At 79.4% G+C, this 15,186-nt stretch carries 13 protein-coding genes; 6 read left to right on the forward strand and 7 right to left on the reverse strand.

What is annotated here, in order from left to right:
• Positions 1–35: 35 nt before the first annotated feature.
• Positions 36–926, reverse strand: coding sequence for an RDD family protein (locus D5H78_RS12120; protein ID WP_119950750.1), 891 nt, complete (start codon positions 924–926; stop codon positions 36–38).
• Between the two features lie 28 nt (positions 927–954).
• On the opposite strand from D5H78_RS12120, the gene D5H78_RS12125 reads away from it, so the two are divergent.
• The gene (locus D5H78_RS12125; protein ID WP_119950751.1) at positions 955–1,959 is read left to right on the forward strand and encodes a stage II sporulation protein M; all 1,005 of its coding nucleotides are present in this window, start codon (positions 955–957) and stop codon (positions 1,957–1,959) included.
• Between the two features lie 71 nt (positions 1,960–2,030).
• On the opposite strand, the gene D5H78_RS12130 is transcribed toward D5H78_RS12125, so the two are convergent.
• The 6 genes from D5H78_RS12130 to D5H78_RS12155 form a co-directional block, all read right to left on the reverse strand.
• Complete coding sequence (locus D5H78_RS12130) at positions 2,031–3,053, reverse strand: IPT/TIG domain-containing protein (RefSeq protein WP_165865718.1); 1,023 nt, start codon at positions 3,051–3,053, stop codon at positions 2,031–2,033.
• Between the two features lie 172 nt (positions 3,054–3,225).
• Entirely contained in the window at positions 3,226–4,521 is a 1,296-nt protein-coding gene (locus D5H78_RS12135; RefSeq protein ID WP_119950753.1) for a DUF58 domain-containing protein, read from the reverse strand.
• Positions 4,522–4,549: 28 nt separating this feature from the next.
• Entirely contained in the window at positions 4,550–5,527 is a 978-nt protein-coding gene (locus D5H78_RS12140) for an AAA family ATPase (protein WP_119950754.1), read from the reverse strand.
• Positions 5,524–6,732, reverse strand: a complete 1,209-nt coding sequence (locus tag D5H78_RS12145; RefSeq protein WP_119950755.1) for a DUF4350 domain-containing protein — start codon at positions 6,730–6,732, stop codon at positions 5,524–5,526. The genes D5H78_RS12140 and D5H78_RS12145 overlap by 4 nt, the downstream gene beginning before the upstream one ends.
• A complete protein-coding gene (locus D5H78_RS12150; RefSeq protein ID WP_119950756.1) occupies positions 6,729–7,418 on the reverse strand; it encodes a DUF4129 domain-containing protein in 690 nt (229 codons plus the stop codon). The genes D5H78_RS12145 and D5H78_RS12150 overlap by 4 nt, the downstream gene beginning before the upstream one ends.
• Positions 7,419–7,425: 7 nt before the next feature.
• Positions 7,426–8,649, reverse strand: a complete 1,224-nt coding sequence (locus D5H78_RS12155) for a DUF7847 domain-containing protein (RefSeq protein WP_119950757.1) — start codon at positions 8,647–8,649, stop codon at positions 7,426–7,428.
• A 162-nt stretch (positions 8,650–8,811) separates the two neighbouring features.
• On the opposite strand from D5H78_RS12155, the gene mtrA reads away from it, so the two are divergent.
• From mtrA to hpf, 5 genes are all read left to right on the forward strand, one after another.
• Positions 8,812–9,489, forward strand: coding sequence for an MtrAB system response regulator MtrA (gene mtrA, locus D5H78_RS12160; RefSeq protein ID WP_119950758.1), 678 nt, complete (start codon positions 8,812–8,814; stop codon positions 9,487–9,489).
• A 95-nt stretch (positions 9,490–9,584) separates the two neighbouring features.
• Positions 9,585–11,198: an MtrAB system histidine kinase MtrB gene (mtrB, locus tag D5H78_RS12165; RefSeq protein WP_218566540.1), complete on the forward strand. Its 1,614-nt coding sequence runs from the start codon at positions 9,585–9,587 to the stop codon at positions 11,196–11,198.
• Complete coding sequence (locus D5H78_RS12170) at positions 11,195–12,889, forward strand: LpqB family beta-propeller domain-containing protein (protein ID WP_119950759.1); 1,695 nt, start codon at positions 11,195–11,197, stop codon at positions 12,887–12,889. Before mtrB ends, D5H78_RS12170 begins: the two co-directional genes overlap by 4 nt.
• 204 nt (positions 12,890–13,093) lie before the next feature.
• Positions 13,094–13,921 carry a ComF family protein gene (locus tag D5H78_RS12175; protein ID WP_218566541.1) on the forward strand — a complete coding sequence of 276 codons (828 nt, stop codon included), beginning with the start codon at positions 13,094–13,096 and terminating at the stop codon, positions 13,919–13,921.
• 560 nt (positions 13,922–14,481) lie between these two features.
• A complete protein-coding gene (gene hpf / locus D5H78_RS12180; RefSeq protein WP_119950760.1) occupies positions 14,482–15,165 on the forward strand; it encodes a ribosome hibernation-promoting factor, HPF/YfiA family in 684 nt (227 codons plus the stop codon).
• The last annotated feature ends 21 nt before the right edge of the window (positions 15,166–15,186 follow it).

Genomic DNA, 15,186 nt, shown 5'->3' on the forward strand with positions numbered 1-15,186 from the left:
CGAGGCGGTCGCCGGGCCCCGCGCCCGGCGACCGCTCAGGAGGGCGGGGCGAAGCCGCCGGGCGCCGGCCGGTGCGCCGGGGGCTGCACCGGCGCCGGGCCCGGCTGCGGCGCGGGAGGCGCTGGAGGCGCGGGCGGTCCGTACGGTCCCGCGCTGCGGTACGGCACCGCGCCCTGCCCGCTCCCGCCCTGCCCGCCGCCGACCAGGGCGCGCCGGGTGCGCTCGGCGAGCACGGCGGACAGGTACGCCGCCGGCGGCGTGCCGGGCGGCGGGTACGGCGCGACCCGCTCGGCGACGGCCCGGGCCAGGCGCAGGCCCACCTCCTCGCGGGGGCCGTCGGCGAGCTGGTGCCAGCGGGCGAGGTACTGCCGCGCGGCGAGGGCGAGGTCGTCGGGCAGCCGCGACAGGTCCAGGCCGCGGGCCCAGCCCTCGAGGCCGGGGGGCATCTGCGCCGGCAGCGGCTCCTCGCCGCGGCCGACCCGCTCGCGGACCACGACCGTCCCGGCGAGCAGGTCCCCGACGCGCTTGCCGCGCTCGGAGGCCAGCGAGACGAGCGCGGCGGGCACGCCGGCGAGGCCGTACAGCTCGACGACCGCCACCACGCCGCGCACGAGCGCGTGCCGGAAGCGCACCGGCCCGCCGTCGTCGCGCACCACGCGCAGCCCCATCGCCGCCTTGCCGAGCGTGCGCCCGCGGGACAGCGTCTCCGCGACGACCGGGTAGCCGACGAGCACGGCCACGACGACGACGAGGCTCAGCGCCGCCTCGAGCGCCGGGTCGGTCGCGACCCCGTACACCGCGAGCACGCCGCCGAGCAGCGCCGCGCCCTGCAGCAGCAGGTCGAGCGCCAGCGCCACGGCCCGGCTGGGCAGGCGGGCCACCCGCAGGTCGAGGGCGACCGCCTCGCCGGTGACCAGGTCGCTCACGGCTCCACCACGGCCCTAGCCTGCCAGGGTGGACCTCGACGCGTACGTGGCGGTGCACCGCCGGGAGTGGGACCGGCTCGCCGAGCTGGTGTCCCGGCGGCGCCGGCTCGCCGGCGAGGAGGTCGACGAGCTGGTCGAGCTCTACCAGCGCACGGCGACGCACCTGTCGGTCGTGCGCTCCGCCGCGCCCGACGCCGCGCTGGTCGCGCGCCTGTCCACCCTCGTGGCCCGGGCCCGCTCGGCGGTGACGGGCGCGCACGCGCCCGCCTGGCGCGAGGTGCTGCGCTTCGTCCTCGTGGTGTTCCCCGCGGCGTGCTACCGGTCGATGCGCTGGTGGGTGCCCACGGCGCTCGCCTTCGTGCTCGTGTCCGCGGCGATCGCGGCGTGGGTCGCCTCGACGCCCGAGGTGCAGGCCGGCATCGGCTCGCCGGCGGAGGTCCGCCAGCTCGTCGAGGAGGACTTCGAGGACTACTACTCGACCGACCCGGCCGGCTCGTTCGCCTTCCGCGTCTGGACGAACAACGCCTGGGTTGCGGCGCTGTCGCTGGCCCTCGGCGCGCCGACGCTCGGGCTCGCGGTGCTGTGGCTGCTCCTGCAGAACGCCCTGAACGTCGCCGCGTCGGCGGGCCTCATGGCGGCGAACGACCGCCTGGGGCTCTTCTTCGGGCTGATCCTGCCGCACGGGCTGCTCGAGCTGACCGCCGTCTTCGTCGCGGCCGGCGCCGGGCTGCGGCTCGGCTGGACCGTCGTGTCGCCGGGGGAGCGGACGCGCTCGCGGGCCCTCGCCGAGGAGGGGCGCGCGGCCGCCGCCATCGGGCTCGGGCTCGTCGGCGTGCTGCTCGTGTCGGGCGTGGTCGAGGCGTTCGTGACGCCGTCCCCGCTGCCGACGTGGGCCAGGGTGGGGATCGGCGTGGTCGTCGAGGTGGCGTTCCTCGCGTACGTCGTCGTGCTCGGCCGCCGCGCCGTGCGCCGCGGCGAGACCGGCGACCTCGAGCGCGCCGAGGCGGGGGACGTGCTCCCCGCCGCCGGCTGAGCCGACGACGCGAGCAGGGCCCGCACCCCGAGGGGTGCGGGCCCTGCTGCCGTACGGGCGGGTGCCGGGGCTCAGCCCTGGGCGACGTACGTGTAGGTGCTGCCGGGCGTCACGACGCTGCTGACGGTGCCGGTCGTCACCTTGACGGTGCACGGGCCGTCGACGGCCGTGGTGGCCGACTTCGGCACGGTGACGGTCATCGCGGTGGCGGTGGTGCCCGCCTTCACGGTCGCGGCGGTGCCGCAGACGGTGACGGTGGAGCCCGCGGTGAAGCCGGTGCCGGCGATCTTGATGTCGTTGCCGCCGTTGGACGGGCCGAAGGCCGGGGTGACGGTGATGGTGTTGCCGGCGTAGGAGAAGTCGGTGTCGGCGACGGAGAACGTCTTGGTGACGCCACCGCTGGTGACCGAGAGCGCGACCGCCCCCGCCGCGTGCGGGCCCACCTTGCCGGTGAAGGAGGCGCCACCGCTGGCCATGACGATCCCCGTGAGCGGGACGCCACCGAGGGTGGCCGCGAGCGGGGTGGCCGTGGTGTTGACGAACGGCGTGCTGCCGGCGGTGACCTTCACCGTCGTGCCGCCGCCCACGGGCGCGGTGATGACCTGCTCGCTCTGCGCGTGGGCGCTCGTGTTGGCCTGGATGACCGGGTGCGTCGTCGCCTTGGCGCTGATCGTCGGTGCGGCCACGAAGTTCAGCTTGTGCGCGGCCGCGACGGTGGCGGTGGCGCTGTTCGGGGTGGAGGCGACGAGCGTGGCGCCCTGGTCGTCCTTGAGCGTGACGACGGCGTTGGTGCCCGCGGCGCAGTCGGCGGCGGTCTTGAGCAGCAGGCTGGTGGGGCTGCTCACGATGTAGACGGGGTCGGTGGTGCAGCCCGTGACCGAGACGTCGGCGATGACGTCCTCGGAGAAGCCGGTGCCCGTGACGGTGATGATCTGGTTCGCGGTCAGCGCGGCGACGAGGTGCGGCGCGACCGAGGTGATCGTGGGGGCGGCGGCGGTGGCCGAGCCCGTGCCGAGGGCGAGACCGCCGGCCAGGGCGGAGACGGCGACGGCGGTGCTGAGCGCGGCGCGGCCGGCGCGGCGGGGGGAGAGCATGCGGGGGACTCCGTTCGATCGTCGAGAGGGGCTTCCGTGCCCCGGTGCGGCGGGGGCCGCTGCCCCACCCATCGACGCCCGCGCCGCGGGATGAAGGATTTCTGCCCGGTCCGATCGAGGAGCCGGTCGAGGGGCCCGGCCGAGCAGCCCGGTCGAGCAGATCGGCGGGGGGTCAGAGGCGCCCGGCCGCCTTGAGGTCGAGGTAGCGGTCGACGAGCGCCGGGGGCAGCCGCTCCGGCGGGGCGTCGAGCACCTCGACGCCGCGGCGGCGCAGCAGCGCGCTCGTGCGGGCCCGGTCGAGCCGGGCGCGCTCGGCGGCCGCGGCGCCGTACACGGAGGCGGCGTCCCCCCGCGCGGCGGCGAGCTCCTCCACCCGCGGGTCGGCCACCGCCGCGACGAGCAGCTGGTGCCGCGCGGCGAGCCCGCCGAGCACGGGCAGCAGCCCCTCCTGGACCGGGGCGGGGTCCAGCCCGGTCAGCAGGACGACGAGGGAGCGGCGCCGGGCGCGGGCCAGGACGGCCGCCGAGAGCGCCCGCCAGTCGGCCTCGACGAGCTCGGCCTCCAGCGGCGCCATCGCCTGCACGAGCGCGGGCAGCAGCGCCGCGCCCGTCTCGCCCCGCACGTCCGCCCGCACCCGCCGGTCGAAGGCGAGCAGGTCGACCCGGTCGCCGGCCCGCGCGGCGAGCGCCGCGAGGAGCAGGGCGGCGTCGAGCGCGGCGTCCAGCCGCGGCGCGTCGCCGACCCGCCCGGCGGCCGTGCGCGAGGTGTCCAGGACGAGGAGCACGTGCCGGTCGCGCTCGGGCCGCCAGGTGCGCACCACGACCTCCCGGCGGCGCGCGGTCGCCCGCCAGTCGATCGAGCGCACGTCGTCGCCCTCGACCCAGTCGCGCAGCGCGTCGAACTCGGTGCCCTGGCCCCGCACGTTGACCGCCGTGCTGCCGTCGACCTCGCGCAGCCGGGCCAGCGCGGCCGGCAGGTGCCGGCGCGAGGCGAAGGGCGGCAGCACCCGCAGGCGCCACGGGACGTCGTGCGAGCCCTGGCGCCCGGCCAGCCCGAGGGGGCCGAGGGCGCGGACGGTGGTGCGGGCGGCGTACCGGTCGCCGCGGCGGGTGGGGCGCAGGTGCGCCTCCACCGTCCGCACCTCGCCCGGGGGCACCCGCAGCCGGTGCCGCTGCGCCGCGGCGCCGGCGCTGGGCGGCCAGGCGTCGCGCAGCGCCCCGCGCACCGTCCGGTCGCCGTCGTTGCGCATCGCGAGCCGCACGACGGCGGGCTCGCCGAGGCGCACCGACGCGTCGCCCGAGCGGGCCAGGGCGAGCCGGCGCACGCTCGGCGCGAGCGCCACGTCGAGCAGGGCGAGCGCGACGACGAGCCCCGACACGACGAGGACGCCGGTCGCGGACGGCCAGGCGAGCGCGACGACGAGCACGCCGGCCAGCGCCAGCAGCCCCGCGCGCGCCGTCAGCGCCACGCCGCCGCCCCCCTCCCCGCGCGCCCGCTCAGCGCGGCACCGGCACCGCGGCGAGCAGGCCGTCGAGCACCGCGTCGGCGCTGACGCCCTCGAGCTCGGCCTCGGGGCGCAGCGCGAGCCGGTGCCGCAGCGCCGGCCGGGCCAGCGCCTGCACGTCGTCGGGGGTCACGAAGTCGCGCCCGGACAGCCACGCCCAGGCGCGCGCCGCCGCCACCAGCCCGGTCGCCCCGCGCGGGGACACGCCGAGCCGCAGCGCGGGCGAGGTGCGGGTCGCGCGGACCAGGTCGACGACGTACGCGAGCACCTCCGGCGCCACCTGCACCCGGGCGACCGCCGCCCGCCCCGCCGCGAGGTCCGCCGGGCCGGCCACCGCCCGGACCCCGGCCGCGGCGAGGTCGCGCGGGTCGAAGCCCGCGGCGTGCCGGCGCAGCACCTCGACCTCGTCGTCGCGGCCCGGCAGCGGCAGGACCAGCTTGAGCAGGAAGCGGTCGAGCTGGGCCTCGGGCAGGGGGTACGTCCCCTCGTACTCCAGCGGGTTCTGGGTCGCCGCGACGACGAAGGGGTCCGGCAGCGGGCGCGCGAGCCCGTCCACCGTGACCTGGCGCTCCTCCATCGCCTCGAGCAGCGCGGACTGCGTCTTCGGCGGGGTGCGGTTCACCTCGTCGGCGAGCAGCAGGTTGGTGAAGACCGGTCCGGGGCGGAAGGTGAGGTCCGCGGAGCGGCCCTGGAGCACCAGCGACCCGGTGATGTCGCCCGGCATGAGGTCGGGGGTGAACTGCACGCGCTTGCTGTCCAGGTCGAGCGCCGCGGCGAGGGTGCGCACGAGGAGGGTCTTCGCCACCCCCGGCACGCCCTCGAGCAGGACGTGGCCGCGGCACAGCAGCGCCACGACGAGCCCGCTCACCGCGGCGTCCTGGCCCACGACCGCCCGGGCCACCTCCGCGCGCAGCGCCACGAGCGCCTCGCGGGCGGGGTCGGGCGGGCGCTGGTCCGGCTGCTCGCTCACGTGCGGCGTACCTCCCTCTCCAGGGCGTCGAGCGCGTCGGCCAGCGACACCAGCGCGGCGTCACCGGCAGGGGGCGCACCGTACAGGAGGTCGCGGACCCCGGCCTCCGGGCGGCCGGACCGGGCGGCGACCGCGGCCACGACGGCGTCCGGCGGGTCGGCGCGGCCCAGCGCGAGCGCCGCCCGCAGCCGCTCCAGCGCCGCCGCGCGCAGCGCCGACGCCGCGGTCCCGCGGGCCCGGGAGCGGCGGTAGAGGCGGGCGCGGCCCTCGACCGCCTCGCTCGCGCGCACCACCACCGGCAGCGGCTCGGCGACGACGGGGCCGAGCCGGCGGGCCCGCCACAGCGCGAGGAGCGCGACGGCGACGCCGAGCTGCGCCAGGGCCGGCAGCACCCACCCGGGCAGCAGCTCGGTCAGCGGGCGCTGGGCGCCCTCCGGCAGGTCGCCCAGGGAGGGGAGGTACCAGACGAGGACCTCCTCGTCGCCGAGCAGGCCCAGCGCGAGCGCGGCGTTGCCGGCGTCGTCGAGGCGGTCGTTGGTCAGCGGGCGGGGGCCGCCGAGGACGCTCACCGTGCGGTCGGGGTCGTCGAGGACGGCCAGGCCCGCGCCGCCGTCCGCCGCCGGGTAGCACAGCGCCAGCGGCTGCCCCACGGGGCCGCCCCGCCCGTACGCCGCGCCGTCGACCTCGGCCGACCCGGCCCGCTGGGCGACCGGCAGCCCGCAGCCGGGGCCGCGCGCGTCCTCGCCGCCCTCCCCGACGACGGCGAGGCCCGGGGCGAGCAGGTCGAGGGCGGGGCCCGTGGGGGCGACGAGCACGAGGTCCGCGCCCGTGCGGCCGACCCGGCGCACCTGCTCGGCGGTGAGCAGGTCCGGCTGCGTGACGAGGACCGTCGTGGCCCCCCGCTCGCCCACGGCCCCGACCGTGGCGCTCGTCGTGCGGGTCACCCGCACCTCGACGCCCTGCGCGCGCAGCAGCTCGGCGAGGGCGCGGCTGCCCGCGCGGTCGGTGGCGCCGGGGTCGAGCAGGCCCGCGGAGCCGCCGGTGCGCAGCAGCGCGAGCACCAGCGCGCCGAGGAGCACGAGGGCGGCGAGGAGCACCGGGCCCCGCGCCGCGCGCCACACGTCGCGGGCCGTCGGGTCGAGGCTCGTCGCCGGCCGCTCCGGGGCCGCCGCGCCCGCCGTGCCCGCCGTGCCTGCCGTGCTCACCGCGGCACCGCCGCCACGGGGCCGCGCGGGCGGCCCTCGCCGCCGCCCGGGCCCCCGGGCGCCCCCGGGCGGGTGGCGCGGACCCGCGCGTCGAGGTCGCGCAGGCGCGCGTCGTGCTCGGGCCGCGCCCGGCGGTCGCCGTACGCCACCGCGTCGAACAGCCGCGCCGCGCCGGCCAGCTCGGGGCCGAGCGCGGGGAGGGCGCGCGAGGCGGCGCGCGCCGCCTGCTCCGCGGTGCGGCCCGGCCGGGCGTCGAGCAGGCCGCGCTCCTCCAGGCCCCGGACGAGGCCCCGGACGCGCTCGCGGACCGCGTCGTCCCAGCGGCCGGCGGCGGCGTGCGCGTCGGCGGCGGCGCGGTGCTCGTCCGCGCTGCGCCGGGCGTCCCCGGCGAAGAGGGCGCCCGCGCCGGCGCGGTGGGCCCGGCCCAGGGGGCCGAGCCGCAGCCGCAGCCCCACCACGACGGCGACGACGAGCAGCACGACGGCCACCAGGCCAGGCCAGCCGCCCGGTGCCGCGCCGGCCGCGCGGTCGAGGAGGTCCCCGAGCAGCTCCAGCGCGCGCTCGCGGACCCGCTCGACGAGGCCCGGCCGGTCGAGCTGGTACTCGCGCCGGGACAGCTCCTCGCGGGCCAGCTCGCGGGCGCGCTCGCGCCCCAGCTCGACGACGCCCGGCTCGCGGAGCGTCACGGGGCCGTCACCGGCCGACGGCGCGGGACAGCTCGAGGTCGAGCCCCTCGCGGCGCATGCGCCGGTCGACGTAGAGGAGCACGGTCGCGGCCGCCGTGAACGGCCAGGTGATGGCCGAGGCCACGACCGTGCCGACGGCGGTGACCAGCAGCGGCACCAGGTCCGACGGGTCCGGCGAGGTGAGGCCCGCGGCCACCGAGAACGGCACGCTGAGGATGCCGCTGAGGATGCCGGCCACGAGGTTCACGAGCAGCAGCACGCCGAACGTGCGCCACCACGCGCCCTGCACGAGGCGCGCCGAGCGCCGCAGCGACGCGACGACCGGGCTGCCCTCGAGCACGACGGCGGGGCTGGCGAGCGCGATCCGCACGTACACCCACGCCAGCAGCGGCAGGCCCACGACCAGCCCCAGCAGGACGAGCCCGGCGGCGACGTCGCCGTCGCCGCCGGTCGCCGCCACGAGGACGCCCGGCAGCACGGGGACGAGCAGCACCAGCCCGAGCAGCAGCATGCTGAGCAGGGTCAGCCCGAGCAGCGGGAGCAGCCGGGGCCGCGCCCGCGCCCACGCCTCGCCGAGGGAGAGGTCCTCGCCGAGCACCGCCCGGCTCACGACGACGGTGAGCACGCCGGTGAGGAAGGTCGCGGCGAGCAGCGTCACCACCAGGCTCACCAGCGCCGTCGCGCCGAGGCCCCCCAGGTCGCCGAGGTCGCCGGCCGCCGCGCCGGTCTCGAGGTCGAGGTCCCCGAGCAGCAGCCACGACAGCGGCACCTCGACGAGCTGGGTCACCAGGGCGACGAGGGCGGAGAGGCCGAGGACGGTCCGCGGGTGCGAGCGCAGGGTGCTGATCGCGCCGTCCAGCAGCTCGCCGACCCCGAGCGGGCGCAGCGGGATGATCCCGGGCTTCGGCGCCGGGGGCGCCCAGGGCGCCCGTCCCGGGCCGCCCTGCGGGGCGCCGCCGTACGGGCCCCCGCCCTGCGGGGCGCCGCCGTACGGAGCCCCGCCCCAGCCCTGCCCGCCCCAGCCCTGCCCGCCCCAGCCCTGCCCGCCCCGCTCCCAGCCGACGGGACCGCCGGGACCGCCGGCGCCTCCGGCGCCTCCGGGCGCCGTCCCGGCGGAGGGGGCCGGCGGCGGCTGCTGGGGCGACCAGCCGGGCGGGACCGGGGCCGGCGGCGGGGCGCCGTCCGCGTCGCCGGGCTCGTACGGCCCGGGCGGGCGCGGGCTGTCGGTCATCGGGTCCCCCTCGTGGCGCGGTCGCGGTCCTGCGGCGGCCGGGGCTCGCGCGGGGCCCGGCCGGTCTGCGCTCATCGTGGCACGGAGGAGCGCGGCGGGGCCGGACGAGCGGCGCGGGCGCGTGCGGCGGCCCGGCGCCGCGCGGGGTGTCACCATGGAGGGGTGAAGGGACGCGTCCTGGTCGTCGACGACGACCCCGCCCTCGCCGAGATGCTGGGCATCGTCCTGCGCGGCGAGGGCTTCGACCCGGTGTTCTGCGGCGACGGCGCCGCGGCGCTCGCGGTGTTCCGCGAGAGCCGGCCCGACCTGGTCCTGCTCGACCTCATGCTGCCGGGGCGCGACGGCATCGACGTGTGCCGGCGCATCCGCGCGGAGTCCGGCGTCCCCATCGTCATGCTCACCGCCAAGGCCGACACGGTCGACGTCGTCGTCGGGCTGGAGTCGGGCGCCGACGACTACGTCGTCAAGCCGTTCAAGCCCAAGGAACTCGTCGCGCGCATCCGCACCCGGCTGCGCCGCACCGACGACCCGGTGCCCGAGACGCTGCAGATCGGCGACCTCAGCATCGACGTCGCCGGCCACAGCGTGAAGCGCGGCGACCGCCAGATCGCCCTGACCCCGCTCGAGTTCGACCTGCTCGTGGCGCTCGCCCGCAAGCCCTGGCAGGTGTTCACGCGCGAGGTCCTGCTCGAGCAGGTGTGGGGCTACCGGCACGCCGCCGACACCCGCCTCGTCAACGTGCACGTGCAGCGGCTGCGCTCCAAGGTCGAGAACGACCCCGAGAAGCCCGAGGTCGTCGTCACCGTGCGCGGGGTCGGCTACAAGGCGGGCGCGAGCTGAGCGAGCCCGTCGCGCGGGCGGGCGCCACCGCCCTCCCCGCCGCCCGCGGCCCCCGCCGCCGGTACGGCCCCGGCCTGCTGCGGGGGCTCCCCGGCGTGCCCCGCCCGGCCGTCTGGCGCCGGTCCCTGCGCCTGCGGGTCGTCACCTCGACCACGGTGCTCTCGCTCGTCGTCATCGCCGTGCTCGGGCAGTTCCTCGTGCAGCGCATCGCCGACGGGCTCATCGACGCCAAGGTGGCGGCCGGGCTGGCCGAGGCGGCGGCGGGGGCCGGCGACGCGCAGGAGAGCTTCAGCGCGTCCGGCGCCGGCGAGCCGCAGCTCGTCACCGAGCTCGCCGCGCAGGTCGTGCAGCGCCTGGCCACGAGCGGCGGCCCGGCGGGGCTCAACGACGTGCTCCTCGTGCGGTCCCCGTCGGCGGCGGACGCCCCGCCGGGGGTCGCGGTCGACCTCTCCAGCTGCCCCGCCGACGCGCCCTGCGAGGTCCCCGAGCGGCTCCGCGAGCGGGTACGCGCCACCTCGGCCCAGCAGTGGACGTACGTGACCACGCCGGCCGAGGACGGGCGCCCCGTCCCGGGGCTGGCCGTCGGCAGCCCGGTGGTGCTGCCCGGCACGGCGGGCCCGTACGAGCTCTACTACCTCTTCCCGCTCGACCAGGAGCAGGAGACGCTCGGGCTGGTCCGGCGCACCATGCTGGCCGGCGGCCTCGCGCTCGTCGTGCTCGTGGCGCTGCTGGCGTGGCTCGTCACCCGGCAGGTCGTGAGCCCCGTGCAGGCGGCGGCGCGCATCGCCGAGCGGCTGGCCGCGGGCCGGCTCGAGGAGCGGATGCACATGCGCGGCGAGGACGACCTCGCCCGCCTCGCCGCCTCCTTCAACCGCATGGCGACCAACCTGCAGGGGCAGATCCGCAAGCTCGAGGAGCTCTCCCGGGTGCAGCGCCGGTTCGTCTCCGACGTGAGCCACGAGCTGCGCACGCCCCTGACCACCGTGCGGATGGCCGCCGACGTGCTGCACGACGCGCGCGAGGACTTCGACCCGGTCACCCGGCGCAGCGCGGAGCTCCTGCAGACCCAGCTCGACCGCTTCGAGTCGCTGCTGGCCGACCTGCTGGAGATCAGCCGGTTCGACGCGGGCGCCGCCAGCCTCGAGCCGGAGGAGGTCGACCTGCGCGACGTCGCCCAGCACGTCATCGACGCGTCCGAGGCGCTGGCCGAGGCCAAGGGCAGCGACGTCGTCCTCGTCGCCCCGCCGTGGCCGTGCACCGCGGAGGTCGACCGGCGCAGGGTCGACCGCGTGCTGCGCAACCTCGTGGTCAACGCCATCGAGCACGGCGAGGGCGGCCCGGTCGAGGTGCACGTGGCGCAGGACCGCGACGCGGTCGCCGTGGCGGTGCGCGACCACGGCTGCGGGCTCCGCCCGGGCGAGGCCGCGCTCGTGTTCAACCGGTTCTGGCGCGCCGACCCCGCCCGGGCCCGCACGACGGGCGGCACCGGGCTGGGCCTGTCCATCGCCCTCGAGGACGCCCAGCTGCACGGCGGCTGGCTCCAGGCCTGGGGGGAGCCGGGCGACGGCGCGCAGTTCCGCCTCACGCTGCCGCGCCGCGCGGGGCAGGAGCTCGCGGCGTCCCCGCTGCCCCTCGAGCCCCCCGACGCGCGCCGGGGGCGCGGGTCGGGCGTCGGCGGGCCGTACCGCCGGACGGCGGGGCGCGCGTGAGCCGCCGCCGCCGCGCCCTCGGCGCCCTGCTGGGCGCGGCCCTGGCGCTCGCCGGCTGCGCGTCGATCCCCGACAGCGGACCGGTCCGGCCGGGGCAGGACAGCGCCGTCGCGCTGGACGAGCCGCCCGTGCGCGTCCTGCCCCCGCCGCCGCGCCCCGGCGCCGGCCCCGAGGACGTCGTCCGCGGCTTCCTGCTCGCCTCGGCGAGCCCCGAGGACGACCGGGCCTCGGCGCGGGCGTACCTCGCCCCCGAGACGGCCCAGGACTGGCGCCCGCAGGCGGGGGCCCGCGTGTACGAGAGCGGGACGCTGCGCATCGCCCGCCGCGGCGCGAGCGTGACGCTCACCGCGCAGCAGGTGGCGGCCATCGGGCCCGACGGGCGCTACGTCCCCGAGGCCGAGCCGGTGCTGCTGCGCACCCGCTTCTCGGTGCAGCAGGTGGGCGGGGAGTGGCGCATCGACGGCCTCGAGCCGGGCCTGCTGCACACGACGTTCGACGTGGAGCGCACCTACCGCACGGCGTCGGTCTACTTCCTGGACCCCTCGGGACGCACCGTCGTGCCCGACCTGCTCGCGCTGCCGGTGCGCTCGAGCATGGCGACGGCGCTCACCCAGCGCCTGCTCGAGGGGCCGAGCGACTGGCTGGCCCCCGCGGTGCGCACGGCCGTACCGGCCGGCACGGCGCTGGCCGTCGCGAGCGTCCCGGTGGTGGGGGGCGTCGCGCAGGTCGACCTCACGGAGGAGGCGTTCGGGGCCGGCAGCGAGGAGCGCCAGGCCCTGTCCGCCCAGATCGTGTGGACGCTGCGCCAGCTCGACGAGGTGCGCTCGGTGCGCATCAGCGTGGAGGGCGGGGAGTACGCCGTCCCCGGCGTCGCGGGCGAGCAGTCCCGCGACTCCTGGCCCGGCTTCGACCCCGGCGCCCTGCCGGAGGACGCCGACGCCGCGGTCGTGCGCGACGGCGTCCTGGGCCGGCTGGAGGGGGAGGGCTGGGTCGCCGTCGCCGGCGAGGCCGGCACGGGCGGGGCGCGCGTGCGCGAGCCGGCGCTGTCGCTGGCCGGCGACGTCGCCGCGGTGCTCAGCCCGGACCGGCGGCGCCTGCTGCGCGGCGCCCTGACCCCCGACGCCCCGCTCGTCCCGGTGCTCACCGGCGGCGACCTCGCCGAGCCCTCCTGGGACCGGTACGGCCACCTCTGGTCCGTCGACCGCGCCGACGGCACCGTGCGGGTGGCCGCCGCCGACGGCGCGCCCGTCGCGGTCGCGGTCCCGTCCGGGCTGCGGGTCGTGGGCGTGCGGGTGGCGCGCGACGGGGCGCGCGCCCTGCTCCTCGTGCGCCGCGGCCAGGGGTACGCCCTCCTCGTCGGCGCCGTGGTGCGCGGCGGGGGCGAGGTCCCGCTGCGCGTCGTCGGACCCGTCGTCGTCGCGCCCGAGGTGGTCGACGTGCGGGACGTGGCCTGGGTGGACGACGGGCGGGTGGCCGTCCTCGGCGTGGTCGAGGGGGAGGGGCGCCAGGTGCGCGTCGTCGACGTCAGCGGGTGGGACGCGGTGCCCACCGGCCCGGTGGACGCGGTGAGCGTCGCCGCCGCCCCGGACCGCCCCGTCCTCGTCGGCACGCCGGACGGGCAGGTGCTCCGGGCGGCGGGGCGCAGCTGGACCGCGGCGGGGCCCGGCGCCGACCCGGCCTACCCGGGCTGACGGCGCCGCACCCGAGGGCGGGCGGGCCCGTGGGGTGCGTCGTCCCCGGGGTCCCGGGGGGCCGGTCGCCCCCAGGGCCCATGGGGGCCGGTCGTCCCCAGGCTCCGCGGGGGCCGGTCGTCCCCAGGGTCCGCGGGGGCCGGTCGTCCCCAGGCGCGGGCGCGGGCCGGGCGCGGGCGGGGCCCGGCCGCGAGGCTGAGCCCCGTGGACACCGCCCCCGGCGCCGAAGCACGCACCGCCGCACGCACCGCCCCGCGCACCGCGGCACCCACCGCCGCCGCGGCGCGCGCGTCCCCGCTCGGGCCCGCCCTCGCCGAGGCGGCCGCCGTGGCCCGCGCCCTCGCCGACCTCGTGCTGCCGGCCTCCTGCGCCGGCTGCGGCGGCGACGGCCCGGCGTCCGCGCCGCTGTGCCGCGGGTGCGCGCCCGCGCTCGTCGGGCCGGCGGCGCCGGCCCCGCCCGACCCGGCACCGCCGGGGCTGCCCGAGCCCTGGGCCGCGGCGACGTACGCCGGCCCGGTGCGCGGGGCGCTGGCCGCGTGGAAGGAGGACGGGCGGCGGGCGCTGGAGGTCGTCCTCGCCGACGCGCTGGCGCGTGCGCTGCGCGCGGCCCTGGCCCGCGCGGCGGGGCCGGCGCTGGTCGTCCCCGTGCCGAGCACGCGCGCCGCGCGCCGGCGCCGCGGCGGGGACCCGCTGCAGCGGCTCGTCCGGCGCGCGCTGGCCACCGGCGGCGCGGGCTGCCCGCCGGCGCTGCTCCTGCCGCGGGCGCTGGCGCAGGCGCGGCGCCCCGCGGACCAGGCGGGGCTCGGGGCCGGCGCGCGGTGGGCCAACCTGCACGGCGCCCTCGCCGTCGCGCCCCGGGCGGAGCCGCTGCTCGCCGGGCGCACGGTCGTCGTCGTCGACGACGTGCTCACCACGGGCGCGACGCTGGCGGAGGCGGCGCGCGCCCTGCGGGCCGCGGGGGCGCGCGTCCCCGCGGCGGCCGTCGTGGCCGCGACGCCCCGGCGCCGGCACCTGCGGGCGGTGGCGCGGTGACCGTGCTGCGCCGCGAGGGTCCGTCGCGGGCGGACCGCTGACCAGCAGGCGTGCCGCTGCGCAACGGGGTCGCGGCGCACCGTGACGAGGGGTGGCCGTACGTCGAGCCCCGGCGGGGACTAGCGTTCGTCCATGGCACCCGCTCGGGTCCGTGGTTGCGCCGGGAGCGGCCCCTGCAGGGGCCGGGCCCGGCAAGCCGATGCCAGCCGCAGGCGAAACGGCCCACGTAAGGCGACTCGTCGTCGTCCGATCACGGTGCGGCTTAGGAGTAAGCCCTGCCCCGCCGGAGGTCCAGACGTCCTCCGACCCGGGAGAAGGGGAGTAGTGGCCCAGGCCGCGAGACCCTCAGCAGGCGGATGTGGGGTCGAAGACCAGGTCGGCCGGGCGGGTGCCTCCCCCGGCTGCCGGGCGTCCCGCGGGGCGCCCGGCCGGACCTCCCCCCGCTGCCACCGGCGGCGCTTGGTCCCCCGGCGCGGGGGCAACCGTCCCTCCCCGACCCGCGGCACCCGCCCGCAGCGGCGGTCCCCGTCCCGTCCCCGAGGAGCAAGGAGCAACAGTCCGTGGACATCGTCGTCAAGGCCCGCCACTGCGAGGTGCCGGACCGCTTCCGCAAGCACGTGGGCGACAAGCTGGCCAAGGTGGCCCGGCTCGACCCCAAGGTGATCACCATCGACGTCGAGGTGTCCAAGGAGCACAACCCGCGCCTCGCCGGGCAGAGCGAGCGCATCGAGATCACGTGCCGCACCCGCGGCCCGGTCATCCGCGCCGAGGCCGCCGCCGACGACCCGTACGCCGCTCTGGACATGGCCTGGGCCAAGCTCGAGGGCCGGCTGCGCAAGGGTGCGGACCGGCGCCGGGTGCACCACGGCGGCAAGACGCCCGTGTCGGTGGCGGCGGCCACCGCGGCGCTCGCGGACCTGCCGCCGGTCGGGGCCGCCGCGCAGGACGGCGCGGCCGACGACGACGCCGCGCCGGACGGGCTGGCGGTGGTGGCCGGCGCGCCCGCCGTGGACGGCGACGGCCCGATGGTGCTGCGGGAGAAGGTGCACGCCGCGACGCCCATGACGCTCGAGCAGGCGCTCTACGAGATGGAGCTCGTGGGGCACGACTTCTTCCTCTTCGTCGACCAGGCGACCGCGCGCCCGAGCGTGGTCTACCGGCGCCGGGCGTACGACTACGGCGTCATCCGCCTCGAGGTGCAGGCCGCGGACGCCCCGGGCGCCGCGGCGGCCGCGGGCGGCTGAGGGCCCGCGGTGCCCGCCCGG

Origin of the sequence: Vallicoccus soli (assembly GCF_003594885.1) — a bacterium.
GTDB classification, from domain to species: Bacteria; Actinomycetota; Actinomycetes; order Motilibacterales; family Motilibacteraceae; genus Vallicoccus; species Vallicoccus soli.